We start from the raw sequence: 25,167 nt of genomic DNA on the forward strand, positions 1-25,167 counted from the left end.
CTCCGGGAGGGAAGCGTGGGGATGCAAGAACTGACGGTGCAGGTCGACGGGCACGTCGTGCGGTTGCAACCAGGTGAGAGCGCGACGATCGGCCGCGGCCGCGACTGCGACATCACGATCGTCGACGTCGACGTCTCGCGACGCCACGCTCAGGTGAGCGCGCAGGGCGAGTGGTGGCAGGTGCGTGACCTCGACAGCTCGAACGGCACCTGGGTCGACGGCCAGCGCGTGCGCGGTTACCGCGATCTGCGCGGTGGTGAGGACGTCCGCCTCGGCGGGCCCCGTGGGACGCGAGTCGAGTTCTCGCGAAGTTCCACCCCAGCAGGTGAGCAGGTCGCGCGCAGTGTCGACCCGAACGGCGCTAGCCCGTCACAGGCCCCGCCCGAGGCGACCTCGATCTCCGTGCCGATGCCGCGTCGCAGCAGCGGCGCGTCGAGCGCTGCGCCCACGCCCGACGCCACGACCGGTTCGAGCCTGAAGACCGGCCCGATCCGGCTGCCCCGCCCCCCGCAGGCCCCCGCCGAGCGACGTGCGAGCGGCGACGTGTTCCAGGGATGGACCGGGCAGCTCGAGCCCGAACCCACCGGCCGCATGACCGTCCAGGGCGCCGTCCCACAAGCCATGGCCCTGCCGTCGGGCACCATCACCATCGGTCGCGGCACCGAGAACGAGATCGTCGTGCGCGACCTGCTCGCGAGCCGGCGTCACGCCCGCCTTGTGCCGCAGGGCGACAGCTTCGCCGTCGAGGATCTCGGCAGCAGCAACGGCACCTACATCAACGGTGCGCGCATCACCCGCGGCACCTTGCGCGAGGACGACCTGCTCGCCGTCGGCCACACCCGATTCACGCTGAAGAACGGGCGTCTCGTCGCGAGCGAGGACGAAGGCGACGTCACCTTCGTCGCCAACCACCTGTCGTTCTCGCTGCCCGACGGCAAGAAGCTGCTCGACGACGTCAGTTTCGGCCTCGAAGGATCGAGTCTCGTCGCCGTCATCGGCCCCTCGGGTGCGGGCAAGTCGACGCTGCTCAAGGCCCTCATCGGCGCCCAGAAGGCTACCGAGGGCGAGGTCTACTACGACGGACGAGACCTCTACGACAACTACGAGGATCTGCGTCACCGTATCGGCGTCGTCCCGCAGGACGACGTCGTCCACCCCGAGCTGACGGTCCGTCAGGCCCTGCGGTACGCGGCCGAGCTGCGCTTCCCCGCCGACCTCGATCGTGAGTCGCGCGAGGCCCGCGTCGAGGAGGTCATCGACGAACTAGGGCTGACGGAGCACGCCGCCACCCAGGTCTCACGCCTGTCCGGTGGCCAACGCAAACGCACGTCCGTTGCCCTCGAGCTGCTGACGCGCCCGTCGCTGCTCTTCCTCGACGAACCGACCTCCGGCCTCGACCCGGGCCTCGACAAGCGCGTCATGCTGACGCTGCGCGGCCTCGCCGACGGCGGCCGCACCGTCGTCGTCATCACGCACAACGTCGCGAGCCTCGGCGTCTGCGACCGGGTGCTCATGCTCGCACCGGGTGGACGTGTCGCCTACTTCGGCCCGCCCGACGAGATGCTGCCCTACTTCTCGGCGAGCGATCACGCCGATGTGTTCAACACCGTCACCGACGACCCGCAGCGCTCGCAGGATGTGTTCCGCTCCTCGGCGATGATGGACAGCCAGGTGTCCGCTCCCCTGAGCGCGCCGCGCCCGTCCGCGGCGTCGCAGCGGGACGTGCCACCGCGTCAGCAGTCGATCTTTCGTCAGCTGTCGACGCTCATCCGACGCCAGTTCAGGGTCATCGCGGCCGACCGCGGCTTCGTCGCCTTCATGCTGCTGCTCCCCATCGCCCTCGCGGGCCTGGCGATGCTCGTACCGGGCACGCACGGGCTGAAGACGGTCTTCTTCGAGCAGGAACTCATCGCCAACGGGGGCGACCCCGGCAAGGTGACGCTGCGGGCTGAAGGAACCCAGATCATGACGCTCATCGTCATGGGATCGGTCTTCATGGGGTTGGCCGCCACCATCCGCGAACTCGTCGCCGAGCGCCCGATCTTCTTGCGGGAGAAGGCCGTCGGACTGTCACCCTTCGCCTACATCGGCAGCAAGGTCGTCACGTACGGGCTGCTCGTCGCGGTGCAGTGCGCCATCCTCGTCCTGCTCGTCATCGCGGGCAAGGGCGCGCCGACCGCCCCCGTCGCGCTCGCCAACACGACGCTCGAGACGTTCGTCCTCGCCTTCCTGACGGGGCTCGCGGCTGTCGCGATCGGCCTCGCGTTGTCGAGCTTCGCGAAGACGAACGAGCAGGTCATGCCGATGCTCGTCATCGTCATCATGGGCGCGCTGGTCTTCTCGGGTGGGCTGTTCGATCTCGACAGCCAGCTCATGCGCGGCCTCGGCAGCATCTTCCCGAGCCGTTGGGGCCTGGCCATGGGTGCCCAGACCGCCGACGTCAAGACGAGCATGACGATCCCCGGCCGTTCCCGCTCGTGGGATCCGTTCTGGGTGCGGGACACCGACCACTGGCTCATCGCCGCGTCCGCGCTGATCGCCATCTTCGTGGTCGGCACGACCATCGCCTGGTGGAGCTCGCGCCGCCGCAAGAGCATGTGAGGCCCGCCGGGCTCACGAGTCCTCGAACATCGCCCGGAAACGCGTCAGCCCCGACGCGTATCCGAGCGACGTTCGTCAGGGGGTGTTCCGTCAGTAGCGCAGGTCGCTCCACACGCCGGCATGATCAGTGCCGGGGACGGTGAAGGTGCCCGCGTCGACGGGCACGAAACCACGCGTGAGGATGTGGTCGATCTGGGCGAACGGCGGCACGACGGCGTCCTGCGGCCACGTCGGCGGCCAGTTGCCATGCCGGGCGGGAAAGGCGTCGATGAGTCCGTCCGCGAGATGCCGGAACGCCGGGTGCGCCGCCGAGGCGTTGAAATCGCCCGCCATCACGAGGTGCGGCGCGTTCTCGCCGCGTTGCCAGCGTCCCAGCGCCTCGAGCTGCGGGCGCCACTGGTTCGCGCCGTCCTGCAGCGGCGGGTAGGTGTGCACGCCGTGCACGGTGACATCGGCGCCGGGTGCTGCGACCGTCACGATCGGCATCTGCAGGTCGTAGGCGCCGAGGTGGCGGCCGTCGTCAAGCGTGTGCAGCGGGTAGCGCGACAGGACGGCCGTGCCGCGTGAGCCGTCGTCGACGAGCCCCGAGGCGCGGTACGGCAACTGCCCACCCAGACCCGCGGCGTCGAGCAGGCGCAGCTTCACGGCCGTTGTCTCGGGCATGACGACGACGTCCGGGCGCACCCGGGCGACCTCAGCGGCGACGGCGCCTGCGTCAGCGCCTCCGAACTCGAGGTTGAGCGCGAGGACACGCAGGTGCCGCTGGCCGGCAGCATGCTGCACCGACGACGGCGGGCTCGGATGCTGCGCGAGTGCCACGCCTGCCGCCGTTGCAGCGACGAGCATGGGAAGCGCCGCGAGGAGCGCCGCGCGCCGGCGTACGAGCACCGCCGCGACGAGCATCACCGCGGCGATCAGCACCCAGACCGGCGTGAGCGCCTGCAGAACGGGCACGACGTTGCCGATGAGCACGTCGCACCACATGAGAGCGCACAGCGCGGCAGTGAGCAGGCACGCGAGCGCGATGACGACACCGAGCACGCGACGAACGCGGCCTGCGGGCCTCGTCACCCAGCGTTTCGACTTGCTTCCCGACCGATCCTCGACGGCGCTTCGCCCGAATCGTGCCCTCCGCCCGCTCGAGCCGCCCTTCTCTCGATCATCGACCGCGTTCACCGTGGTCGACGCAGGTGAGCTGCCGGCATGCTCTCCGGCGCACTGATCACCGTCGGCCTGCGCACCCTGATCGCTCACCGCGCTCCCCCGTGACGCAGGCGCTCCATCTCACGGCGGTCTTTCTTCGTCGGACGCCCAGCGCCGCGGTCACGCACCGGGATCTGCGGGATGATCTCGCGCTGGCGCGGCGGCGTCGACTCGACGTAGCACTGCGCCGCGACGGGCGCCCCGACGCGCTTCTTGACCAGGCCCGTGACATGCACGATGCGGTCGAAGCCCTGCTGCCGCACGCGCAGATCGGCGCCCACCGTCACGCTCGTCGACGGCTTGACGGTCGCACCGTTCATGCGGACGTGCCCGGCGCGACAGGCGGTCGTCGCCGCCGAGCGGGTCTTGTACAACCGGACAGCCCACAACCAGGCATCGATGCGGACGCTGCCCTCCACCCCCGACGTCATGCTCATGGGCGCCAGGGTAGGCCACCTCCCTGCACCGACGCTGGGCCGGCTCGCAGATCTCGCGGCGCCCAGCCGGATGGCGACTGACTCACAGGGAGGCACGTCATACGCTGCTTCCCTGTGAGTTCGTCGCCATCCTGCGTTGGGCTCGCCCGCGGCATCGTCCTACGACCGGGCGTGCATCGTGGCGTCTCGACCCTGAGCACCTGCCCCCGTGCTCGTCGCTGATCGCGCTCGTCGCTCGCCGCTCATCGGGCGCGGCGCAGGCGGCGCGTCGCGCTCAGCAGTGCACCCGCCGCACCGGGGAACGACACGACCAGCGCGCCCGGGTCGCGATCGCTCGATACGTGGTCGGTCTCGACGACCGGGCCGACGCCCGGAGGCGTCTGGCTGGGGCGCCTCGCAGGTGGCGGCAGCGTCGAGCTCGGGTGGGTCGCCGGAATCGAACCGTCCTCGACCGGCCCGGTCGGTGACCATCCGGACGTGGGTGTACCGCCGGCCGGAGTACCGCAGTGCAGGTCCGTCGCGATCTTCGCAGCGACCGCGCCGGTGCGGGGGTCGACGAACGCGAGTGTGTGGCGCCCGTCCGGCACCCCGAGTGCGCCATAGTCATGGCTCGCGGGCCGAACCTGAGCGCCCGCGTAGCCGACCCCGTCGAGGGTGACGTTCCACCGCGCCGGCGTGTTCGCGAAGTTGACGACCCATCCCGGCATAGCCGTAAGCCCCTGTCACACGTCGTGCCGAGGAACGCGGCGGCCGCCGGGTAGGTGACACCGATGCTTCCGGCGATGTCGCGTCGTTCCGCCGCCGTCCCGTGCTTGATGGCCCAGGCGAGCATCGCGTCGTCGGAGGTCGCCGCGGCCGCGCTCGCGGGCACGGGCATGGCCGAACGGCTCGCGCGAGATTCCGTGACCGACCCGTTGCGCAGACGGCCCACCAGCCCCCAACCGAGACGAATCAGGTGGCCTACGACGCGATGCGAGCTCACACGATGGCTCAGGTTCGAGCCCCGAGCAGGTGGCATGCTGGTGAATCGGCCGGCGACCGGACGACGTCAGCGCGTCGGGTGCGGCTGTGTTGCCCGTCTGCTGCGCGCGATCGCGGCGGCGAGCGTCAGCAGGATCGTCAGGCTGAGCACCGGGACGGCCTCGCTGATGACGGTCTCGAGAGGGTCGTGGTGCAGTTCGGATCCGTTGTCGCGCGGCACGCTCTGGTACATCCCGGTGAGCACCCAGAGCCCGAGCAGGAAAGCCTGCGCCGCGATCGCCGGGTACAGCCCCTTGGCCCAACCGCGCGTCGCGAGGATCGCCCACACGGCGAACAGCGGCACGAGGACGAGGTGGTGGTACCAGGTGACCGGGCTGACCGCGCCCGTCGTGACGAAGATGACGAGGACAGCGCCCACGTCGTCGTCACGACGCAGCAGCGCGGCCGTGACGAACACCCCCGCCACGAGCGCCGCCGCGATGACGAGCAGGCGGACGAGGCCGGCGCCCGGCACGTCGTGCATGACCCGCGCGACGAGGCCCGACAGCGACTGGTTCCACTCACTCTCCGGCGCGCCGGGCCGGCTCGTGTCCCACAACGCCGACGTGAAGTACGTGACGACCTCGTGCGGCAGCACGATCGTCGAGACGACCACGGTGACGACGCCCGCCCCCAGCGCGCGCAGGGCGCTCGCGTCGTCGCGGGTGAACAGGCGCGGGACGGCGGCGAGCGCCGGCGTGACCTTGACGCCCGCAGCCAGGCCGGTGAGCATGCCTGACAGCCGAGCCCCCGCGAGGCGCCGGCGGCCGAGACCGAGGTAGTCCTCGACGACGAACCAGGCCATGACGAGGTTGATCTGGCCGAAGGCGAGCGTGCCGCCGACGGCGTCCGAGCGCGCGGCGAGCAGCACCCCACCCGCGGCGGCGAGGGGCGTGAGGGCTCCCGTCGCCAAGCCGGGGGCCGGGGCTCGCTCCCCCAGCCTCCACTGTGCGATCGAGCGATCCGCGAGCAACCAGCAGATGCGGAACAGTGCGACAAGGCTGCCGAGCGTCAGCAGCCCCGTCGCGACAGACCGCGCCAATGCGGCGAGCGGCGCGAAGGCCAGGACGGCGAACGGCGGATAGGTGAACGGCCAGCCGTCACCGAACCGGCCCTCGTACAGATCGGCTGTGCCGTTCAGCGTCTTCGCCGTCGCGTCGAGGTAGATGCGGGTGTCGAACAGCGTCCAGTTCCAAGAGCGCAGCTGCAGGATGGCGCTGACGGTCACGCACGCGCAGGCGAGCAGGTACACGAGCCACGCCTCGCGACGAAACGAACGGCGCCCCATGAACTCTCCCTCATACGGCCACCTCGGGTGGCCGGCCTGCTCGACAGTGAGCCACCGTCGGCGCACTGAACTCGATGTCATCACCACGACGATCGCACCAAAAAGCCCGCCGCCTCTGAGATCAGAAGCGGCGGGCCACATGGTAGCGGGGACAGGATTTGAACCTGCGACCTCCGGGTTATGAGCCCGGCGAGCTACCGAGCTGCTCCACCCCGCGTCGGTATGCCTTAACTTTACGAGCAGATGAACAAAGAATGCAAATCGGATGCCGCGTGAGCCTCGTCACCTCTCGCGAGACGCCTCCGCGCTGTGCCCTGCTCGAGCGTCTGCCCCCGTTCTCCCCTGCGTGCAAGTGCACCCGGGTGCACTTGAGCGCAAGAGGATGCGAGTGGTCACGGAGCCGTGGAGATGGTCGTCGCCGGGTGGTCGCCGCCAGGCCACGTCATCAGGCCAGCGTCGCCTTGAGGGCCTCGACGAGCCCCGGCGCGATGTTCGTGCCGATCGCGACCTTGTCGTCATCGTCCTCGGCACGACGTCGCACGAGGGTGATGATCTCGCCGTTGCGCAGCGCCGCGACGAGCAGGCGCACGTCCTCACGCTGCTCGTGGGTCGCCAGCCGCTGCGCATTCGTCCCGCCGCGACCGAACGTCTCGATCTCGGCCTGCGGCGGCACGATGATGCGCTCGACCGCGAGCGCCACCCCGTCGACGTCCGCCGGCCAAGCCGTGTGCCCTAGCGCCTTCTCGAGGTCGTCACCGCGGATGACGCCCTCCTGCTCGATCGCGGAGAACTCGTCGGGGTCGACGTCGCCGAGCATCGCCGCGAGGGCCGGCTGACGACGCAGCAGCTCACCGTTGCGGGCGAGGGAGAACAGGCGCGCCGGTTGACCCCACCCGTCTGTCGCGACGTGCGCCTCGGTCTCGAGAGCAGCGCGGGTGAGAGGGGACAGCACGGGCTTGACGGCACTCATGCGACCCATCGTAGGGGCGCTCAGCCGCAGCGCGGCAGCCCCTGCGTCGAACCGTCGGCGACGTGCTCGACCGTCGAGATGGCGTCCTTGATCGTCGCGACGCGGTAGACGTCGAGCCCGTTCGGCACGTGGCCCTTCAGTTCGGCGCAGTTGTCGGCCGGGGCGAGGAACGCCGTCGCACCGGCCTGGCGCGCGCCGACGACCTTCTCACGGATGCCGCCGATCGCGCCGACGTCACCGGCTGAGTCCATCGTGCCCGTGCCCGCGATCTGCTTGCCACCGGTGAGCGCACCGGGCGTCAGTTCGTCGTAGATCGCGAGGGCGAACATCGTGCCGGCGCTAGGGCCGCCGACGTCGCCGACGGAGATGTTCACCTTGAACGGCATCGTCGCCTTCGGATTGAGCGTGAGCCCCATGACGGCGCGGTCGTCGACCTTCGTCGTCGGCACGGCGAACGTCATCGCCTTGCCGCCGCGCGTGATGCCGAGCTGCACCTTCTGCCCCGGCGTGACCTTCTTCATCTCGCGCTGCAGCGACAGCGAATCCGCAATCTTCACCCCGTTGACGGAGACGATGACGTCCTTGACGCGCAGCAGCTTCTTCGCCTCGCTCGACGAGTCGGAGATGCCGGCGATCTCGATCATCTCGGGCACGTCGTAGCCCGCCTGACGCGCGGCGACGACCTCGGCCGACGACTGCGACCCCGTCATCTCCGCCTCGTTCTGCTGCTGCACCTGCTCCCGCGTGGTCTGCGGCGCGAACAGCTGCGACTCTTCGTAGATCTGCGCGTGATCGTCGAGTTTCGCGAGCCCGTACTCGATGAGGCTGGGGCGGTTGCCGGGGCCGCCGACCATCGAGACCGTCGTGAAGTGCAGGCCGCCCGAGGTCGGGTAGGTCTTCGCGCCGCTCAGCGTCAACACCTTCTTTCCCTCGAAGGTGCCGAGGGTGTTCGGCGCCGGGCCGGGGCGCAGGATGACGTAGGGCACCTTGATGCCGAAGCCTGCGACCACGGCGAGGAGCACGACGACGAAGATCGCCAGCATCACCTTGGTCCGCGTGCGCATCGACGCCCAGCGTGACGGGCGGCGCTCGGCCGCGTCGACGGTTCGGGAACTCATGGGCGCCTCTCGCTGTTGTACGTCACGAAGGAGTCGAACAGCCGTCATCCTCTCACCTGCCCGCAGCGGCGCGGGGCGCACGCTCAGGCCCGCCCGCCACACGCGCGGCGCCGACGACGGCCGGTAGTGTCGGCTCCAGACGGACACGAACCTCTCGGAAGGTGCGCACCATGGCTGATGACCACAACCCGATGAACCCCTACGGCGGCCGCAAGGACGACGACGAGCGTGGCGACGCGAACGGCGGCGACGGTCTCGAGGAGATGCTGCGCGGCCTCATGGGTGGGGGCACGCCCGACCCGCAGATGATGGATGCGCTGCGCCAGATGGGTATGGGTTCGATGGACCCGGCGCAGATGGGGATGATGCAGGCGCAGCTGCAGGCGATGATGAGCGGCGACTCGGGCTCGGCGTTCAACGAACAGCTCGCGGCGAACGTCGCGCGCCAGGTTGTCTCCGCGGAGGGTGACCCGAGCGTGCCCACCTCGACGAAGAGCGACGTCGCGCAGGTCGCGGCCGTCGCCAACCTGTGGCTCGACGCCGTCACCGACTTCGCCGCTCCCGGCGCCCCGGCCCGTGCCCTGTCGCGCAGCGAATGGGTCGAGGCGACGATGCCGACCTGGCGCAAGGTCGTCGAACCCGTCGCGGGCGGCGTCGGCAACGCCGTCGCAGACGCGATGATGAAGCAGCTCGGCTCGTTCGACGCGAGCGACCTGTCGCAGCTCGGCATCCCCGAGGGCATGTTGCCGCCAGGCTTCGACATCTCCAGCCTCAGCGCTCAGATGACGCCGATGCTCAAGCAGATGAGTGCGCAGATGTTCGGCGTGCAGGTCGGCCAGGCCATCGGCGCGCTCGCGAAGGAGAGCGTCACCGGCACCGAGGTCGGCCTGCCGCTGCTGCGTCCCAACGCCGTCACGATCCTGCCGCACAACGTCGCGTCGTTCGCCGACGGCCTCGAGCTCGACGCCGGCGAGGTGCACCTCTACCTCGCGGTGCGCGAGGCCGCCCGCGTGCGCCTGTATGAGCGCGTGCCGTGGCTCGACGCGGCCCTCATCGCCGCCGTCCAGACGTACGCCGGTGACATCCGCATCGACACCGACGCCATCGAGGAGAAGCTGCGCGACATCGACCCGCAGGACGCCGAGGCCCTGCAGGGAGCGCTCGCCGGCAACCTGTTCTCCCCCGAACCGTCGGATGCGCAGAAGCGCACGCTCGCTCACCTGGAGAACCTGCTCGCTCTCGTCGAGGGGTGGGTCGACGTCGTCACCGACGCCGCGATCGTGCAGCACCTGCCGAACGCCGCGGCCCTCGCCGAGGTCGTGCGGCGCCGTCGCGCCTCCGCCGGCCCGGCCGAGAAGGTCTTCAGCTCGCTCGTCGGGCTCGAACTGCGCCCGCGCCGCCTGCGTGAAGCGGCAGCGCTGTGGACGCAGCTGACCGACGCGACGGACGCCGCCACCCGCGACGGCGTGTGGTCGCACCCCGACCACGTGCCCAGCGCCACCGACCTCGACGACCCGTCGACGTTCATCGCGCGCGCGAGCGGCGAGGAGACTCCCGAGACGGGCCGCGATGAGATGGACGACGCCCTCGACGCGCTGCTGGCCCAGGGGCTCGCCGAGATGGGCGAGTCGAGTTCGGCCGGCGGTGAAGGCTACGGCGGTTCATCGACGGGCCGTTCGTCGTCGGATGACGCGTCGGCCGGTGCCGCGTCCGGTGAGCAGGCCGCCATGAACCCGCGCGATCCGCGTCATGACGGTCTGGACGACCGCGCGGACGAGGCCCCCGGTGAGGTCGACTCGGCGGGCAGCGCGAAGGGTGGCACGTCGGAGGACGAAGGCGGCGCCGGCGACGGAGACGGCCAGGACGATCCGACGCAGGGTGGAACGCCGGGCGCGTGAACCACTCCACGACATCCGACCACGGGGCCGGGCGGGTCGAGACCCGTTCGGCCCCGTCGTCGCGCGCCGAGCCCGCCATGCCCGAACAGTTCACGGCGCTGCACTCGCAGGCGCTCGCCGACCTGAGCACCTGGACGGCCCCGAGCCCGCCGCAGGAGCAGATGCGCGCCCGCATGGTCGAGACCCTGCGACTCGATGCGACAGCAATGTGGCGTCATCACAGCCGAGCCCACTTCACGACGTCGCTGGTCGTCGTCGATGCCGACGCCCGCCGCGTGGCGCTGACGCTGCACGCGAAGGCGAAGCGGTGGTTCCAGTTCGGCGGGCACCTCGAGTGCGGCGACGCAACGCTCGAGGCGGCGGCCCTGCGGGAGGGCCTCGAAGAATCCGGCCTCGCCGACCTGCGGCTGCTGCCTGGGCTGCTCGCCGTCGACATCCATGCTCTCGACGGGGCGTTCGGATGGTGCACGGAACACCTCGACGTGCGGTACGTCGCCGTGGCAGGCGGCGAATCCCTCACGGTGAGCGACGAATCCGACGATGTGCGTTGGTTCGACGTCGACGCCCTGCCCGAGGATGCCGAACCGGCGCTGCGCGAGGCCATCGCCCTCGCATGCGAGCGCGTCCGCGCCAACCCCGGGCTCTGAGCCCACTCGGCCGCGATCGACGCGGCCGTCACGGCTCCCTCGTCGGGTCGGCGACGTCTCCTTCCTCTTCGCCGAGGTCGTCATCGAGTGACGCCGACGGCGCGGGCGCGGCACGGCGTGCCCCGAACGAGGCGCCGGCGAGGAAGGCCTGGGCGCGTTCGTGCTCCGGGTAGCGGCGCACGATCTCCTGGAAGCGCGGCCCGTGCCCGCGCTCGAGCAGGTGCGTGACCTCGTGCAGGAGCACCGCGTCGACGACGTAGTCGGGCATGCCGACCATCGCGTCGGAGAGCCGGATCGAAGCATCCCCCGGTGAGCACGACGCCCACCTGGTCGTCATGTTCGACACCCACCGCACCGAGGCAGGCTCGGGCGCGCCGGGCACGAAGCGTCGGCCGAGCGCCACGGCTCGCCGCATCAGGGTGTCGTCGTTGCGCTGCGAGCGACTCTTGCGCAGCATCTTGCGCACGAGATCTTCGACGATGCGTGTCTCCTCGCGCGCCGAGAGCGTCGCCGGGGCGAGCACGACGACGACGCCGTCCTCGAAGCGTGCCTGCACGGATCGCGTGCGGCGCGCGCTACGCCGGATCTCGACGTCCTGACCGTCGACGGTGATTCGCGTGGGCGCGGGGGCGGTGGTTCTCGGCATGCCCCGAGGCTATCGACAGCGACTGACAACCCCGGGATCCTGCGTCATCCCCAGGTGTGACGCCTGTGGACGAGCCCTGCGGCGATCTGCGCGCGCGAGGCAGGCTCGAAGACATGACGGGCACGGCCCGTCGTGCTGGATCACCTGCTCTGGTGCGCCGGCCAACCGTTCGCGTGGGCGCCCGACCGTGCCCTCGCCACCCACTCGCCGTCCTCGGTATCCGTCCCATCCGCGTCACCCACCCACAGGAGCCTCTCGTGTCCGACACCGTCATCACGCCGCGTCCCCACGTCGCCGAGCGCCGCGCCCTGCGTCACCTCGTGCTGAACGACCTCGACGACACCTCGCTGCACGCCCTCACCGACCCCGAACCCGGTTCCGGTGCCCCCGCCCACGACGCAGGCTGGCGCGACCTCGTCGCCGCCGTCACCCACCGCCCGCGACGCACGACGCGCACCCTCGTCACCGGTCCTGCGGCGCTCGAACGAGCCGTCCTCGACGTCGTCGCCCCGCTGTGCGACGGGGCCGGGGTGTGGGACGGCCGCGCGAGTGCATCCGCGCCCGATCTGCTCATCGGGGCGCTGCCGTGGCGTTACGAAGAACTGGGTGACGTCCCCGATCTGCCCGGCCCGCTGACCGGCCCGGCGCCAGCCGTCCTGCCGCTCGCGTTCACGGCTCGCACCGTCACCGTCGGCCCCGTCGCTGGCGCAGGCGGCGCGTGCGCCGGGTGCGTCAACCCGGCCTATTCGAGCGGGACGCGGCGCCCAGACGCCGCCCTCAGCCCCGCCCTGTTCGCCTTCGCCGCGGGTGCGGCCGGGTTGTTCGTCCGGGCGTTCGCGGCGGGCAACGTCACGGCCTGCTCGATCAGTCTCACCTTCGACATGGCCGCGCCGCACGTCGAGCACCGCCTGTGGTCGTGCACCCCGACATGCCGAGACGCTGCCTGAGCAGCAGCTCGGGCAGCGTGTCGGGTGCATCGGTACCCCGGGTCATCGCGCGCTTCGGGGCGGGCGGTAGCGCTCACGCGGCGTTCTTGCGCGGACGCCCACGCGGGCGCTTGCGCGGCACGACGACGCCGCGTTCGAACAGCTCACCGCCCCACACGCCCCATGGCTCCTGACGCTCCTTCGCGCCCGCGAGGCACAGCTGCGCCGCGGGGCAGGTGGCGCAGAGCGCCTTGGCGAACTCGACGTCCGCCGGGGACTGCGCGAACCACAGCTCGGGGTCAGCGGTGGCGCACGGCGTGTCAACGTCACCGCCCGCCAGGGGTATCAGGGCGTCGGATATCAGGTCTTCGAACATTGCAGTCATGTCGGTCTCTCGCTCTTGCTCCGGAAAGGATGTGGGCCCCGGTGTCGGGGAGTTTCTGGTGGGGGCCCTGAGCCTCGTTCGCGAAGACGCTCGATGCTGGATCGGTTCGTCACACGAAAGAAGCCGCGGACCCGGGTTCGGATCTCGCGGCTTTCGCTGACGTTCGCAGGTGGCTAGACCACCTGCGCCGTGCAGGAGAGCGGGAAGAACCGAGGGGTGTGGGGGCGACGCTCGGCGCTGAACGGCACGCCCACCTCGTGGAAGATGTGGCGGGCTTCAGAGCCATTGATGCCGGCGGCGTGCAGCCCGGAGCCGATGACGGCCTGGGCAGACGTCTCCCCCGAAAGATCGAGGAGGAACGCCTGAGCGCTCGGGCGCAGGGAAGCACGCAGGGAGGCGGCGTACGTCGTCATCGTCGTGATGATGTCCATGAGGCACCTCCTGGGTCGGCGGTTCGCGTCGGGCGAACTCGGTTCGTTCGTGCGGATCGTTCGCGGCGCACCCAAGGCGCGGCGCGAAGTGGTCTCAGGCTAGCGGCGCCCGCGAGAAGGGAGCAACCGAATTATCGAGAAAGTTCTTCGGCGGCTTCTCAGGCCGGGTCGAAGTCGCCGAAATGCGACGGCTTCTCGACCTCGTCGAGCGGTTTCGCGCCGCCCAGGACGGCGAGGACGGACGCGCCGTACTTGGAGATCTTGGTGTTGCCGACCCCCGCGATGGCGCGCAGGCCGGCGGGGTTCGCCGGCAGCGTCTCGGCGATGGCGACGAGCGTCGCGTCGGTGAAGACGACGAACGCCGGTACCTTGTCTCGCTTCGCGACCGCGGCGCGCCATTCGCGCAGCGCCTCGAACTGGGCCTCGTCATAGGTCGCAGGGCATTCGGTGCAGCGGCCGATCTTGCGCTCGGGCGCGGAGTACAGATCCTTGCCGCAGGTGCGGCACTTCGCCGTCGAGCGCTTGGGGGCGGGCGCGGCGCGCTTCGTCTTCGTCGCCGCGACGACGGCGCCCTCGAGCGAGTCGCCCAGCCCGTCGAGGAAGCGTGACGGGTTGCGCGACGCCCGGCCACCTTCGTGGCGGCTGCGCGAGTAGCTGAGCTGCAGGAAACGGCGCGCACGCGTGATGCCGACGTACATGAGACGCCGCTCCTCCTCGATCGCCTCGGGCGCACTCGCCATCATGATGGGCAGCAGCCCGTCGCTCGCGCCGACGAAGAACACCGCGTCCCACTCGAGTCCCTTGGCCGCGTGCAGCGACGCGAGCGTCACGCCCTCGACCTTCGGCGCGTGCTGCTCGGACGCACGTCGGTCGAGCTCGGCGACGAAGTCGCGCAACCGCGCGCCGGGGACGGTGCGGGCGACGTCCTTGCTCAGTTCCGCGAGGGACTGCAGCGACTCCCACCGTTCACGGCTCGCCCCCGCCGCGGGCGCCTGCTGCGACCAGCCGGCGCCGCTCAGGACGTCGGCGACGACGTCGGGCAACGGTTTCGAGCCGTCGTCGCTGCGGGCCGCGCCGCGCATGAGCAGGACGGCCTTGCGCACCTCGTCGCGGTGGAAGAAGCGTTCACCGCCGCGTATCTGGTAGGGAACGCCGGCGTCGGCGAGCGCCGTCTCGAAGGCCTCGGACTGCGCGTTGGTGCGATACAGGACGGCGACGCCGCTGGCCTTCACGCCGTCGGCGAGGAGCCGCTTGATCTCCTTCGCGACGCCCCGCGCCTCCGCCGGATCGTCGGGGTAGGTGACGAGCTTCGGCGTGACGCCCCCGTCGCGCTGCGCCTGGAGCGTCACGCTGCCGAACGCCTGATCGGCGCGCTTCATCACGTCGTTGGCGAGGCGGACGATGGGCGGGTCGGAGCGGTAGTTGCGCACGAGCTCGACCTTCGCGGCACCCTCGAAGCGCTGGGCGAAGGTGCGCAGATGCCGCGGCGAGGCGCCGGTGAACGAGTAGATCGTCTGCGCCGGGTCACCGACGACGCACAGATCCTTGCGCTCACCGACCCACAGCGACAGCAGGTACTGCTGGACGGTGTTGACGTCCTGGTACTCGTCGACGACGAAGTGGCGGTACTGATCGCGCACCTGACGGGCGATGTCCTCGCGCTCGGCGAGGATGCCGGCGGCCAGGAGCAGGACGTCCTCGAAGTCGATGACGCCGCGCGCGGACTTGACGTCCTCGTAGGCATCGAGCAGTCGCGCCATCGCCGTGACGTCGAGATCGGCGGGCTGACGGCCGGCGCGCCGTGCTGCGGCCGGGTAGGTCTCCGGGGTGAGCATCGAGACCTTGGCCCACTCGACCTCACCGGCGAGGTCGCGCAGCCCGGTGCGATCGACCTGCAGACGCAGCCGCCCCGCCGCCTCGCCGACGAGGCTGCCCTTCGTCCCGACGACCTCCGGCGCGCCCCCACCGATCGCCTGCGGCCAGAAGTAGCGTAGTTGGCTCAGCGCCGCGGCGTGGAAGGTGCGTGCGACGACCTGCGGGACGCCCAACTCGCGAAGGCGCGTGCGCATCTCGCCCGCAGCACGCGCGGTGAACGTCACCGCCAGCGTGCGCTGACCGACGAGAGCGCCCGAGTGCACGCCGTACGCGATGCGGTGCGTGATGGCGCGCGTCTTGCCCGTGCCCGCGCCGGCGAGGACGACCATCGGGCCGAGCGGGTTCGCCGCGACCTCCCGCTGCTGCGGGTCCAGACCCGCGAGCACCGAATCGGCGTCATGCTCGTTCACTGCTCAGGTACTCCTCGAAATGGTCGTTCGTCGCGATGCGGGTGGGCGGGTTGGTCGGTCGGATCGTGCGCCGCCGTCACGGGAGCGGCTCACCGTACCAATGCTCGATGAGAGCGCGCGCGATCGACAGGCGCCCCGGCAGCGCGAGGGAACCGTCGGCGAGGCCCTGACGGACGTCGGCGCGCGAGTACCACCCGATCTCCTCGATCTCGCCCTCCTGAGCGCGCAGCGGTGTCGTCACCGCACGCGCGATGCAGCCGATCATGAGGGAGGCGGGAAAGGGCCACGGCTGGCTGCCGAGATAGCGCACGTCGGTGACCTCGACGCCGGACTCCTCGAACGTCTCGCGCGCCACGGCCTGCTCGAACGACTCCCCTGGCTCGACGAAACCCGCGAGCACCGAACGGTGCGGGCCCTTCCAGCGTGGGCCGCGGGCGAGCAGGAGGCGCGAGTCGTCGGGGTCGGACTCGTCGACGATCGCCATGATGACGGCCGGGTCGGTGCGCGGGAAGTGATGCGAAGCGTCCGCTTCGCAGCGACGCACCCAGCCCGCCTCGACGACGATGGTGGGCGCCCCGCAGCGCGGGCAGTGCGTGTGCGTCTCATGCCACTGGGCCAACGCGACGGCCGCGGTGACGCAGGCGAGGTCGTCGCCCGACAGTTCGAGCCCGATGTCGCGCAGGGTGCGCCACGACGGCGCGTCGTCGCCGTCATCCTCCGACGTCGTGGCGGTAGCCGCGTTGCCAGGGCGCTCCCCCGTCGGCGCAGGGACCGGTGCGTCGTCCTGCGGGCGAAGCACGGCGAGCGCGGGGCCGTGGGACGTCTGACCGAGGTAGAGGACGACACCGCCGGTGTCGAACCACTGCCGATCCTGGGCCTGTGGTGCGCGCCAGAGCAGCTGGCTGCGCCGTTGCGGCACCGAGGCGCCGCGCACGTCGAGGACCCGCGTCGTCGCGACGGCGAGCAGCCGCTCGATGAGATCCGGTTCGGAGCGCCGCAGCGCATCACGGTCGACGACGGCGTCGCCGAGGACGAGATCGGGCAAAGGTCGCGTGGCGTCGGGCATGCCTCCCAGGCTAGACGCCACCTCCGACATACGGTGTGGGGGTGATGCGCTCGCCCCTGCTCCTCGCCGCCCTCGCCGACGCCGCCGTGCCCGGAATCCGCCCCATCAAGGTCGAAGGCCTGCCCGTGCCGGCCGGCGACCTCTACCAGAGTGCCCACATCACGGGCGCCGACGGCCGGGTCTGGCTCGTCCGCTCCGCGCTGACTGGAGCCGCAGGCGCCGAACTCGCCGCATCCGACGCCCTCGTGCAATTGCTCACGCGACGCGTCGACTTCGACGTGCCCCGCGTCGAGGGCTCCGCCCGCCCGAAGGAGGGATCGGCCGTTGCCGTCTACGCGCGCCCCCGCGGCAAGGCGCTCGACTGGCGCCACCTCGCCGGACGCTCCGCCGCGGCGCGTGCCCTCGGCCAGGCGCTCGCGCACCTGCACGGCGTCGACCCGCGCGTCGTCGAGGAGGCCGGCCTCGCCACCTACGACGCCGACACCTACCGTCAGCGTCTGCGCGCCGACGTCGATCGCGCCGCCGCGACGTCCCGGGTGCCGTCGGCCCTCATCGCCCGCTGGCGCGAGGCCCTTGACACGCCGGCGTTGTGGCGCTTCTCGACGACGGTGACGCACGGGCCGCTGCGCGGCGCCGACGTCCATGTCGACGAGGGTGAGGTGAGCGCCATCAGCGGCTGGGAGCATGCCGGCGTCGCCGACCCCGCGCGCGACTTCGCGCTGCTGTGGAACTCTGCGCCGCAGCAGGCGTTCGACACCGTGTTCGAGGCCTACGCCGCCGAACGCGCCGAGAGGCCCGACCCGAACCTGGAGCGCCGCGTCCGCCTCATGGGCGAGATGGAACTCGCGTACGCGCTGCTCGCAAGCCGCACGATGGGCGACGACGCGCGCGTCGAGCGTCACGCCGCGGCGCTCGAGGAACTCGCCTTCGAGGTGGAGGGCGACTCGAGTCTCCTGCCGCCGGCGCGCCGTGCGGGCACGGCGCCGATCGACCTCGTCCCCCCGCTCGACCCCGCCGACATCGAGGTCGTCGACGCCGAGGTCGGCGAGGAGGACGCCACCGTCGAGATCCCCGTGCGCCTGGCCCAGGAGCGAGAGGACCGCTCCGAGCACGCGGGCGCCACGCGCGTCGATGGCGACGCCGCGCGCACCCGACTGCCTCACGGCTCGTCCGAGGAGCCCGCGGCCTCGAGCGACGACTCGGCAGGCGCCGTCGCCGACGAATCGTCCGGCGGGAACGCGACCTCCCGCTGACCGCTCGGGCCGCACCCGCGGGACGCCCCGCCTCCGCGACCCGAGCGCGACAAGCACCGCCGTCAGCCCCCGACCGACCCGAGAAGCTCCTCGAGGTCGCGCTGCGACGCAACGCCGGGGCGATACGTCTCCCCCGTGGCGGCGTAGAAGAACGCGGCGTCGACGTCCTCGGGGTCCAGGCCGCGCAGGCGCGCGTAACCGAGGGCGTAGGCGGCGAGCTGCAGCGAGCGATGACGCAGGGTCGGCCCCGCCGGCTTGGCTCCGGTCTTCCAGTCGACGACCGTGAACCCGCCGCCGTCACGCGCGAAGACGGCGTCGATGCGGCCGCGCACCGCGTACCCGGCGACGACGGTCTCGAGGGCGACCTCGACGTCGACCGGCACCCGATCCGCCCACTCGCTGGCCAGGAAGTTGGTCTGCAGCACGGGCAGCATCTCGTCGGCGGCCACGTCCTCGTCACCGAAGCCAGGCAGTTCGTCGAGGTCGACGAGGGCCGCAGCACCGTAGTGCCGCTCCACCCAGGCGTGGAACGCGGTACCGCGCCGCGCCGCCACCGCCGGTTCACTCGGCATCGGGCGCCGTAGGCGCCGCGCGAACAGGTCCTTGTCGCTCGCGAGTGCGACGAGCTGGGAGGCGGACAGGTGCGAGGGCAGCACGACGTCGCTGCGCAGCCGGGTGCGTTCGCGCTGTCGTTCGGCCAGGAGCAGCTCCATCTCCTGCTCCCTGTCCTCGATCGTCCCCTCCAACCCGAGCGCCAGTTGCCCGGTCGGCTCGAGGGCCTCCCCGTTCTGCAGCCGGGTGCGCAGCGCGCGCACCTGGTCCGCGGCAGGGACGAGGTGGGCGCGTTGGTCGGCCATCGCGTCGAGCGGCCACGTCGCCGTCAGGACGTCGGCGTCGAGCGGGTTGCTCGGGCGCTCGCCGTCGACCTGCGTCGGAGGCATCTGCTCCCAGTGCAGACGCTCGATGCTCGCGCCGAGATCGGGTTCCTCGAGCAGTTCGGTGAGGAAACGAGACGTCTCGCGCGGGGTCGTGCCGCTCGCGTACCAGATCGGAGCGGTGAGCAACATGGTGCTGCGCGCGCGGGTGAAGGCCACGTACGCAAGGCGGCGTTCTTCCGTCACCGCGTGCTTAAGGCCCTGCTCGCAGAACTCGGTGAACCGGTCGGCCAGCTCGTCGGAATCCTCCGCACCCGTGACGGCGAGTGCGGGCAGCCCCTCCCTGTCACCGCGCAGATCGTAGGGGATCGACTGAAGACCACTCAGCCAGCCGCGCGCCTTGTGCGGCTTGTACTGCCACTGCTCGCCCTCGGCCCGCGTCGAACCGCCGAGGCTCGGAAAGACCCCTTCGACGAGGCCGGGCACGACGACGACGTCCCACTCGAGCCCCTTCGCGGCGTGCACGGTGAGCACCTGAACCGCATGCGGGTTGACCTCGATGGCGGGCATCTCCAGGCCGCGTTCCTCCTGCCGGGCCGCGTCGAGCCATTCGAGGAACCCCCCGAGCGTCGGACGTTGGGCCTGGACCGAGAACGTCCCCGCGATGTCGGCGAAGGCGTCGAGGTGGGCCCGGGCGCTCGACGGGTCGTACCCCGGGCGGGCAAGCACCTCGATGTCGAGACCGAGCACGCGTTCGGCCTCCCCGACGAAGTCGGCGAGCGGCAGCCCGGAGAGCAACCTGAGGCGTTGCACCGACGTGTGAAACCCCCGCAGCCGCTCACGGGCGACGTCGCAGAGGTACTCGCCGTCGCGCCCACGCCATGACGCGTCGGGCAGTTCGCCGATCGCCTCGACGAGGCTCACCTCGTCCCGCGTGTCCTGCGCGAGGTCGCGCTCCGCCCGCGCGCCGCGCCTGGCCGCCTCCCCATCAGGCCCGGGTACAGGCTCAGACGGCGCGCCCTCCCCCGCGTCGGATTCGCTGCTCGCCGGTTCGGCGCTGCCGCCCTCGGCGCGCTCCTCGGTGGCTGCCGCGGCGTCGTCCTGGTGTCGCTGGTGCAACTCCTTGGCCCACGACCCGAGCGCTGCGATGTCGGCCGCACCGAGACGCATCGCCGGGGAGGTGAGCAGGCGCATGAGATGGTCGCCGCGGCTCGGGTCGTCGACCACCCACAGCATCGAGACGAGGTCGACGATCTCGGGGGTCTGCAGCAGGCCGCCGAGCCCGACGGCCTCCGCGGGGACGCCCGCGTCGTGGAGGGCATCCAGCATCGGCACGAACTGAGATCGCTTGCGGCACAGCACCGCAGCGGTTCGGGGCGCCTCGCCCGGACGCAGTGGACGGCGTCGTTCGGCCACCCACTGCGCGACGGCGCGTGCCTCGTCCGCCTCCGTCAGGTAGCGGGCGGCGGCCAGGGCGCCGGGGCCTGCGTCGGGGCGGGGGCGCAACGTCGCCACGGGCACGCGCGAGGCCCTGTTCAGCGGCGCGGCGGTGACGTTGGCCGCGTCGAGGACGGCGGCGTCGTTGCGCCACGACGTCGCGAGCGAGGCGACGGGCGTGAGGTCGGATCCCGGTAGGGCGAAGGAGCGACGGAAGGCCGACAGGGTCGTCGCGCTCGCGCCGCGCCAGCCGAAGATCGACTGGTGGGGATCCCCCACCGCCACGACGCCCGGACGCTGCTGCGTCTCCCCGGCGGCGAAGACGGCTGCGAGGAAGGCGATCTGCGCTGAGCTCGTGTCCTGGAACTCATCGAGCAGCACCATGCGGTAGCGCGCGCGCTCGATCGCGCCGATGGCCGGGAAGCGGTCGGCGAGTTCGGCGGCGAACGCGATCTGGTCGGAGAAGTCGAGCGCCGACCTGTCCTTCTTCAGCGATTGATACCGCTCGATGAGCGGGAGGATCTGCTGGTGGCCCTTCGCCTTCGCCGTGAGCGCCTTGCCCGCGTCCCCGAGGGAACGCTTTCGCGGCGCGAACGGGGTCGCGTCGAGCGAGCCGAGGAGGGAGTCGTAGTAGGCGCGCAGCTCGTCGACGCTGCGCCGATGCTCGCTCAGTTCACCCGCGGTCGCGAGGACGGCCGCCGTCACGCTCGGCAGCTTGACGGCGACCTGCGACATGTCGCCGTCCCACCCACTCGCGACCTCGTGCGCGAACTGCCACGCGGCGGCCTCCGACAGCATCCGCGCATCCGGCTCGATGCCGAGGCGCAGACCGTGCTCACCGACAATGCGCCCCGCGTACGCGTTGTACGTCGAGATCGTGGGGCTCTCGCCGAGGCTCGGCGTGCCGTCCGGATCATCGGGCGGGCTCCACAGGCCACTCGCCTCGAGCATGCGCAGGCGCTGGTTGACGCGTTCGGCGAGCTCACCGGCGGCCTTGCGGGTGAAGGTGAGGCCGAGGATCTCCTGCGGGCGCACCAAGCCGTTCGCCACGAGCCACACGACGCGCGAAGCCATCGTGTCCGTCTTGCCCGAGCCGGCTCCCGCCACCACGAGCAGCGGCTCCAGCGGCGCCTCGATGACGGCGACCTGCTCGGGTGTGTGGTGATAGCGCTCCAGCGCGTCGGCGATGGCGTCCGCGCTCAGACGAGCGGGGCGGTCCTTCGCCTCGGAGCCCTGTGGCACCGACGGGTCGCTGGTTGCTGGAGTGAGGTCGTCGGTCACAGCGTTCGGCCTTCCGGCTGGATGGGGCAGGAGCTCTTGACGGGGCACATCGTGCAGTTCGGGTTGGCGGCCGCGACGAAGGTGGCGGCGCCCATGCCGTCAGCCGTGCGTTGCATGAGGTCGAACGCCCACCCGCGGGTGCCGACGATCGGTTCGTCGCCCGCCCCGGGCTCGCCGTCACTCGCGGCGTCCTCGTCGGCGACGAGGGGCGGCTGGGCCTGGACGCGAGCGGTGCTGTTCGCGCCGGTGCCGGCGGCCTGGCCGAGCTGCACGAGAGCAGCCCCGGCGCTGGGACGCCCCGGGCCGAACGCGTCTGCCTCGAGCGCGGCCTGGTAGGCGGCGAGCTGCGGGTGCGCTGCGACTTCCTCGTCCTTCGGTTTCGAGCTGCCCGTCTTGTAGTCGATGACGCGCAGCCCGCGCTCGGGGTGGTGCTCGAGACGGTCGATCGAGCCGGAGATCTTGGCTCGCCCGACGATCGCGGAGAACCGTCGTTCGGCGGCCTCGCCGGCCCATCCCGTGGCCGCCGCGTCGCCGAGGTAGCCCTGCAGCTTCTTCACCATGCTCTGAGCGCGCGCCTTCTCGCCGCGCGACACCCACGAGTCGCCGAGGCCGAGACGCGGCCACCGCTTCTCGAGCGCTTCGTCCATGAGAGCGGGTTCGTCGGCGAACTCCTCGGCGAGTTCGTGCACGAGCGTGCCGATCGTGCTCGCCCCGACCGACGGGCCGAAACCACCGTTGGTCGTGAGGAGCCAGTTGAGACCGCAGCGGTGGAATCCCTCGATCTTCGACGGGCTGACCCGCACCCACTCCTGCGGCGGGCGGACCGGCCTGTCGTCGCTGCGGCTGACGAGGGCCCACCACTGCTCGGGGTCGGCGCCCGGCACGTCGTGCTCGGCGAGGCGCGCCAGACGGCGGGCGCCCTCGTCACGGACGGCCTCGTCCTGGTCGGCGAGCATGCGTCGGGCCTCGGCGACGAGCCCGGCGAGGGTCATCGGCCGGGCGACAGGGGTGAACTCTCGCATCGCGTCGGCCGCAGCGCCCGGCGCGAGCGGGTCGACGATGTCGAGGTAGACGCTCGGTTGCTCGTCCTCGTCACGCACGGCCGTCACGACGACGTGCTCGCGCGCCCGGCTCATCGCCATCGCGAACTGCCGCGTCTCGTCGTGCCGGACGGCCGCCTGCCGCGCGGGGAGCGAGCGCCCGCGACCGCTGAGGATGTCGACGAGATCCTCCGAGCCGAGCACCGAACCGCGCAATCGCAGGTCGGGCCAGACGCCCTCCTGGACGCCCGCGACGACGACCGTGTGCCACTCGCCGCCCGCCGAGCCGGCTGCGGTGACGAGCGCGACGGCGTCTTCGTCGGGGGCTGCGGCGACGAGGCGGTCGCCCGGCACGTCCTGGCTGCGGACGTGGTCGAGGAAGTCGGCCACGCCCGCGCCGGGCAGCCGCTCGACGAACGCTGCAGCCGCTGCGAAGAGCGCGAGCAGCGCATCGAGGTCACGGTCGGCGCGGGTTCCGGAGATTCCCCCGGCCAACGCGTTCGCCTCCCACGCCTCGGCGAGGCCGCTGGCCTGCCACATCTGCCACAGCACGTGCTCGGCGTCGTCGTGGGGCGGAGCGGCCCTCAGCGCGGCCGCCCCTGCCGCGAGAACGCGCGACACCCGGCGCGCAGGCGCCGCTTCGGGGCCGAGGGAGACGAGCAGCGCCGGTTCGAGCAGGCAGGCGCCGAGCAGCTCGTCGGAGACGCGGTTGCCGCCGGCGGCCAGTTCCTCACGGCGCAGCGAACGTCGCAGTCGTCGCAGCACGACCGGGTCGGCTCCGCCGAGCGGCGAGGTGAGCAGGTCGAGGGCGAGGTCGGCACTGACGCCCGCCCGCGAGGCATCGGCGTCGCCGTCCACCGGGGCCTGTTCAGAGCCACGCGTCCGGCTCGTCACGATCTCGAGGGCGTGCAGGAACGGCCGCACGGCGGGTTCGTCGCGCAGGGCCAAGGACGCCGGAGGGACAGCCACGGGCACCTTGGCCGCGTTGAGGGCGCGCCGCAGCGCCGACGTTCCGGCAGCGGCTCGCACGATGACGGCCATGTCCTTCCACGCCACCCCGTCCTTGAGGTGTGCTCGACGCAGCACCCCCGCGATGTGGGCGGCTTCCTGCGCGCCGCTGCGCAGCAGCGCGACGTCGACGCCCCCACCGGGGCGCGTGACGACGCTGCGGTGCGCGATGCCGTCGACGCTGCCGATGCGCGCGGTGACGCGTTCGACCACCTCCGCGAGCCTTCGGGGCTGACGGTGGCCGTAGCCGAGCACGAACCGTCGACTCGCGCCGTGCTGTGCCGCGACCTGCTCGAGGTAGCGCGGGTCGGCGCCGCGGAAGGCCTGCACCGTGACGTCGGGGTTGCCGAGCAGGACGAGCCGCTGACCCGGGCCGACGAGTTCGGTGAGGAAACCGACGGACGCGCGCGTGAGTTCCTGCGCGTCGTCGATGACGACGAGTCTCAGCTGCGCCCGCACCCGCTCGCGCAGCGTCTCGTTCTCGCGCAACGCCTGCGCCGCCGCACCGAGGATCCAGGCCGGGTCGAACGCTCCCGGACGTGACAGGGCGGTGACGTCGTCGTATTCGTCGAGGACGTCCGCGGCCGCGATCCACTCGTCGCGCCCGTGCTCGGCGCCGAGCCGGCGCAGGTGGTCGCTGCTGACGTCCCACTCCACCGCGCGCATGATGAGGTCGCGCAGTTCGTTGCGGAACCCGCGCGTCGTCAGCGCCTCCGCCAGATCCTCGGGCCAGGCAGGCGCCGCGCCGAGGCCGAGGCGGTGGCCTTCGAGCAGTTCCTTGAGCACGACGTCCTGCTCCGGACCGGCGAGCAGGCGCGGCGCCGGCAGGTCGTCCATCGCGGCGCGCATGCGCAGGATGCCGAACGCGAGCGCCTGCGGGGTGCGCGCGATCGGCTCGCTCGAGGTGCCGCCCACGCGGGTCGTGACGCGGGCGCGCAACGCCCCGGCTGCCACGCGCGTCGGTGAGAGCAGGACGCACTCATCGGGACGCGCACCACCCTCCACGGCCTGCGCGACGAGTTCGACGGCGAGCGTCGTCTTGCCCGTGCCGGGCGCGCCGACGACGTGGAGCACCCGATCGTCGGCCTCGAGCACGGCCTGTTGCGCAGGATCGAGATCGAGCGGCGCCGCCGCTTCGGTCTGCGTCGCGCCACGCAGCGCCGGGGTGAGACGCGTCGGATCGACGCTCGCCACGACGCCCTCGACCACGCTCGGCGGCAGCGCAGCGATCGGCAGGGCGGCCTCGCCCTGGACGGGCGCGCCGGCCGGCGTCTGCGCCGTCAAACCCTCGTGATTCGTCATGATGTCATCCCAGCACAGCGCGCCGACAACGCCGGGATTCCGCGGAATTT

The 25,167-nt window shown here is 71.6% G+C and carries 18 protein-coding genes and 1 tRNA gene; 5 read left to right on the forward strand and 14 right to left on the reverse strand.

The window, feature by feature from the left end; genetic code table 11:
• Nucleotides 1–21 precede the first annotated feature (21 nt).
• Nucleotides 22–2,601 (forward strand): FHA domain-containing protein, encoded by a 2,580-nt coding sequence (locus tag DYE07_RS04675; protein WP_237723969.1) that lies wholly within the window; start codon nt 22–24, stop codon nt 2,599–2,601.
• Nucleotides 2,602–2,691: 90 nt separating this feature from the next.
• On the opposite strand, the gene DYE07_RS04680 is transcribed toward DYE07_RS04675, so the two are convergent.
• The 7 genes from DYE07_RS04680 to DYE07_RS04710 form a co-directional block, all read right to left on the reverse strand.
• On the reverse strand, nt 2,692–3,672 hold the full coding sequence (locus DYE07_RS04680) for an endonuclease/exonuclease/phosphatase family protein (protein ID WP_147286882.1): 981 nt from the start codon (nt 3,670–3,672) through the stop codon (nt 2,692–2,694).
• A 179-nt stretch (nt 3,673–3,851) separates the two neighbouring features.
• Nucleotides 3,852–4,241 (reverse strand): RNA-binding S4 domain-containing protein, encoded by a 390-nt coding sequence (locus tag DYE07_RS04685; protein ID WP_144708223.1) that lies wholly within the window; start codon nt 4,239–4,241, stop codon nt 3,852–3,854.
• A gap of 242 nt (nt 4,242–4,483) precedes the next feature.
• A complete protein-coding gene (locus DYE07_RS04690) occupies nt 4,484–4,948 on the reverse strand; it encodes a hypothetical protein (RefSeq protein ID WP_115296441.1) in 465 nt (154 codons plus the stop codon).
• Between the two features lie 341 nt (nt 4,949–5,289).
• Nucleotides 5,290–6,549 (reverse strand): glycosyltransferase 87 family protein, encoded by a 1,260-nt coding sequence (locus DYE07_RS04695; RefSeq protein WP_172462941.1) that lies wholly within the window; start codon nt 6,547–6,549, stop codon nt 5,290–5,292.
• Between the two features lie 140 nt (nt 6,550–6,689).
• Nucleotides 6,690–6,766 (reverse strand) — tRNA-Met (locus DYE07_RS04700).
• Nucleotides 6,767–6,994: 228 nt separating this feature from the next.
• Nucleotides 6,995–7,519 (reverse strand): PPA1309 family protein, encoded by a 525-nt coding sequence (locus DYE07_RS04705; RefSeq protein WP_038567306.1) that lies wholly within the window; start codon nt 7,517–7,519, stop codon nt 6,995–6,997.
• A 20-nt stretch (nt 7,520–7,539) separates the two neighbouring features.
• Nucleotides 7,540–8,637 carry a YlbL family protein gene (locus DYE07_RS04710; protein WP_006943443.1) on the reverse strand — a complete coding sequence of 366 codons (1,098 nt, stop codon included), beginning with the start codon at nt 8,635–8,637 and terminating at the stop codon, nt 7,540–7,542.
• 170 nt (nt 8,638–8,807) lie between these two features.
• On the opposite strand from DYE07_RS04710, the gene DYE07_RS04715 reads away from it, so the two are divergent.
• Entirely contained in the window at nt 8,808–10,535 is a 1,728-nt protein-coding gene (locus DYE07_RS04715; protein ID WP_237723928.1) for a zinc-dependent metalloprotease, read from the forward strand.
• 77 nt (nt 10,536–10,612) lie between these two features.
• A complete protein-coding gene (locus DYE07_RS04720; protein WP_040014202.1) occupies nt 10,613–11,182 on the forward strand; it encodes an NUDIX hydrolase in 570 nt (189 codons plus the stop codon).
• Between the two features lie 28 nt (nt 11,183–11,210).
• Here DYE07_RS04720 and DYE07_RS04725 read toward each other — a convergent pair whose 3' ends face one another.
• Nucleotides 11,211–11,828 carry a M48 family metallopeptidase gene (locus DYE07_RS04725; RefSeq protein ID WP_115296445.1) on the reverse strand — a complete coding sequence of 206 codons (618 nt, stop codon included), beginning with the start codon at nt 11,826–11,828 and terminating at the stop codon, nt 11,211–11,213.
• 257 nt (nt 11,829–12,085) lie between these two features.
• On the opposite strand from DYE07_RS04725, the gene DYE07_RS04730 reads away from it, so the two are divergent.
• Nucleotides 12,086–12,775 carry a hypothetical protein gene (locus tag DYE07_RS04730; RefSeq protein WP_050786405.1) on the forward strand — a complete coding sequence of 230 codons (690 nt, stop codon included), beginning with the start codon at nt 12,086–12,088 and terminating at the stop codon, nt 12,773–12,775.
• A 73-nt stretch (nt 12,776–12,848) separates the two neighbouring features.
• Here DYE07_RS04730 and DYE07_RS04735 read toward each other — a convergent pair whose 3' ends face one another.
• From DYE07_RS04735 to nudC, 4 genes are all read right to left on the reverse strand, one after another.
• Entirely contained in the window at nt 12,849–13,130 is a 282-nt protein-coding gene (locus DYE07_RS04735; RefSeq protein ID WP_006943409.1) for a WhiB family transcriptional regulator, read from the reverse strand.
• A 182-nt stretch (nt 13,131–13,312) separates the two neighbouring features.
• Nucleotides 13,313–13,570, reverse strand: coding sequence for a hypothetical protein (locus tag DYE07_RS04740; protein WP_006943441.1), 258 nt, complete (start codon nt 13,568–13,570; stop codon nt 13,313–13,315).
• 158 nt (nt 13,571–13,728) lie between these two features.
• Nucleotides 13,729–15,855, reverse strand: a complete 2,127-nt coding sequence (locus DYE07_RS04745; protein WP_115296446.1) for an ATP-dependent DNA helicase UvrD2 — start codon at nt 15,853–15,855, stop codon at nt 13,729–13,731.
• A gap of 76 nt (nt 15,856–15,931) precedes the next feature.
• Complete coding sequence (nudC, locus tag DYE07_RS04750) at nt 15,932–16,921, reverse strand: NAD(+) diphosphatase (protein WP_172462942.1); 990 nt, start codon at nt 16,919–16,921, stop codon at nt 15,932–15,934.
• A 44-nt stretch (nt 16,922–16,965) separates the two neighbouring features.
• Between nudC and DYE07_RS04755 the strand changes: the two genes are divergently transcribed.
• Nucleotides 16,966–18,174: a phosphotransferase gene (locus DYE07_RS04755; protein WP_115296448.1), complete on the forward strand. Its 1,209-nt coding sequence runs from the start codon at nt 16,966–16,968 to the stop codon at nt 18,172–18,174.
• Nucleotides 18,175–18,236: 62 nt separating this feature from the next.
• Here the strand turns inward: DYE07_RS04755 and DYE07_RS04760 are convergent, their stop codons facing one another.
• Nucleotides 18,237–21,767 (reverse strand): ATP-dependent helicase, encoded by a 3,531-nt coding sequence (locus tag DYE07_RS04760; protein WP_237723926.1) that lies wholly within the window; start codon nt 21,765–21,767, stop codon nt 18,237–18,239.
• The gene (locus tag DYE07_RS04765) at nt 21,764–25,117 is read right to left on the reverse strand and encodes an ATP-dependent helicase (protein WP_083603888.1); all 3,354 of its coding nucleotides are present in this window, start codon (nt 25,115–25,117) and stop codon (nt 21,764–21,766) included. Before DYE07_RS04765 ends, DYE07_RS04760 begins: the two co-directional genes overlap by 4 nt.
• Nucleotides 25,118–25,167 lie beyond the last annotated feature (50 nt).

The sequence above is a fragment of the Dermacoccus nishinomiyaensis genome (assembly GCF_900447535.1).
Classification (GTDB): Bacteria; Actinomycetota; Actinomycetes; order Actinomycetales; family Dermatophilaceae; genus Dermacoccus; species Dermacoccus nishinomiyaensis.

Bases quoted from the DNA above. Each gene is read 5' to 3' on its own strand.
- DYE07_RS04675 (WP_237723969.1), top strand. From the start codon at position 22: ATGCAAGAACTGACGGTGCAGGTCGACGGGCACGTCGTGCGGTTGCAA.
- DYE07_RS04685 (WP_144708223.1), bottom strand. From the start codon at position 4,241: ATGAGCATGACGTCGGGGGTGGAGGGCAGCGTCCGCATCGATGCCTGG.
- DYE07_RS04690 (WP_115296441.1), bottom strand. From the start codon at position 4,948: ATGCCGGGATGGGTCGTCAACTTCGCGAACACGCCGGCGCGGTGGAAC.
- DYE07_RS04695 (WP_172462941.1), bottom strand. From the start codon at position 6,549: ATGGGGCGCCGTTCGTTTCGTCGCGAGGCGTGGCTCGTGTACCTGCTC.
- DYE07_RS04705 (WP_038567306.1), bottom strand. From the start codon at position 7,519: ATGAGTGCCGTCAAGCCCGTGCTGTCCCCTCTCACCCGCGCTGCTCTC.
- DYE07_RS04710 (WP_006943443.1), bottom strand. From the start codon at position 8,637: ATGAGTTCCCGAACCGTCGACGCGGCCGAGCGCCGCCCGTCACGCTGG.
- DYE07_RS04715 (WP_237723928.1), top strand. From the start codon at position 8,808: ATGGCTGATGACCACAACCCGATGAACCCCTACGGCGGCCGCAAGGAC.
- DYE07_RS04720 (WP_040014202.1), top strand. From the start codon at position 10,613: ATGCCCGAACAGTTCACGGCGCTGCACTCGCAGGCGCTCGCCGACCTG.
- DYE07_RS04725 (WP_115296445.1), bottom strand. From the start codon at position 11,828: ATGCCGAGAACCACCGCCCCCGCGCCCACGCGAATCACCGTCGACGGT.
- DYE07_RS04735 (WP_006943409.1), bottom strand. From the start codon at position 13,130: ATGTTCGAAGACCTGATATCCGACGCCCTGATACCCCTGGCGGGCGGT.
- DYE07_RS04740 (WP_006943441.1), bottom strand. From the start codon at position 13,570: ATGGACATCATCACGACGATGACGACGTACGCCGCCTCCCTGCGTGCT.
- nudC (WP_172462942.1), bottom strand. From the start codon at position 16,921: ATGCCCGACGCCACGCGACCTTTGCCCGATCTCGTCCTCGGCGACGCC.
- DYE07_RS04755 (WP_115296448.1), top strand. From the start codon at position 16,966: ATGCGCTCGCCCCTGCTCCTCGCCGCCCTCGCCGACGCCGCCGTGCCC.
- DYE07_RS04765 (WP_083603888.1), bottom strand. From the start codon at position 25,117: ATGACGAATCACGAGGGTTTGACGGCGCAGACGCCGGCCGGCGCGCCC.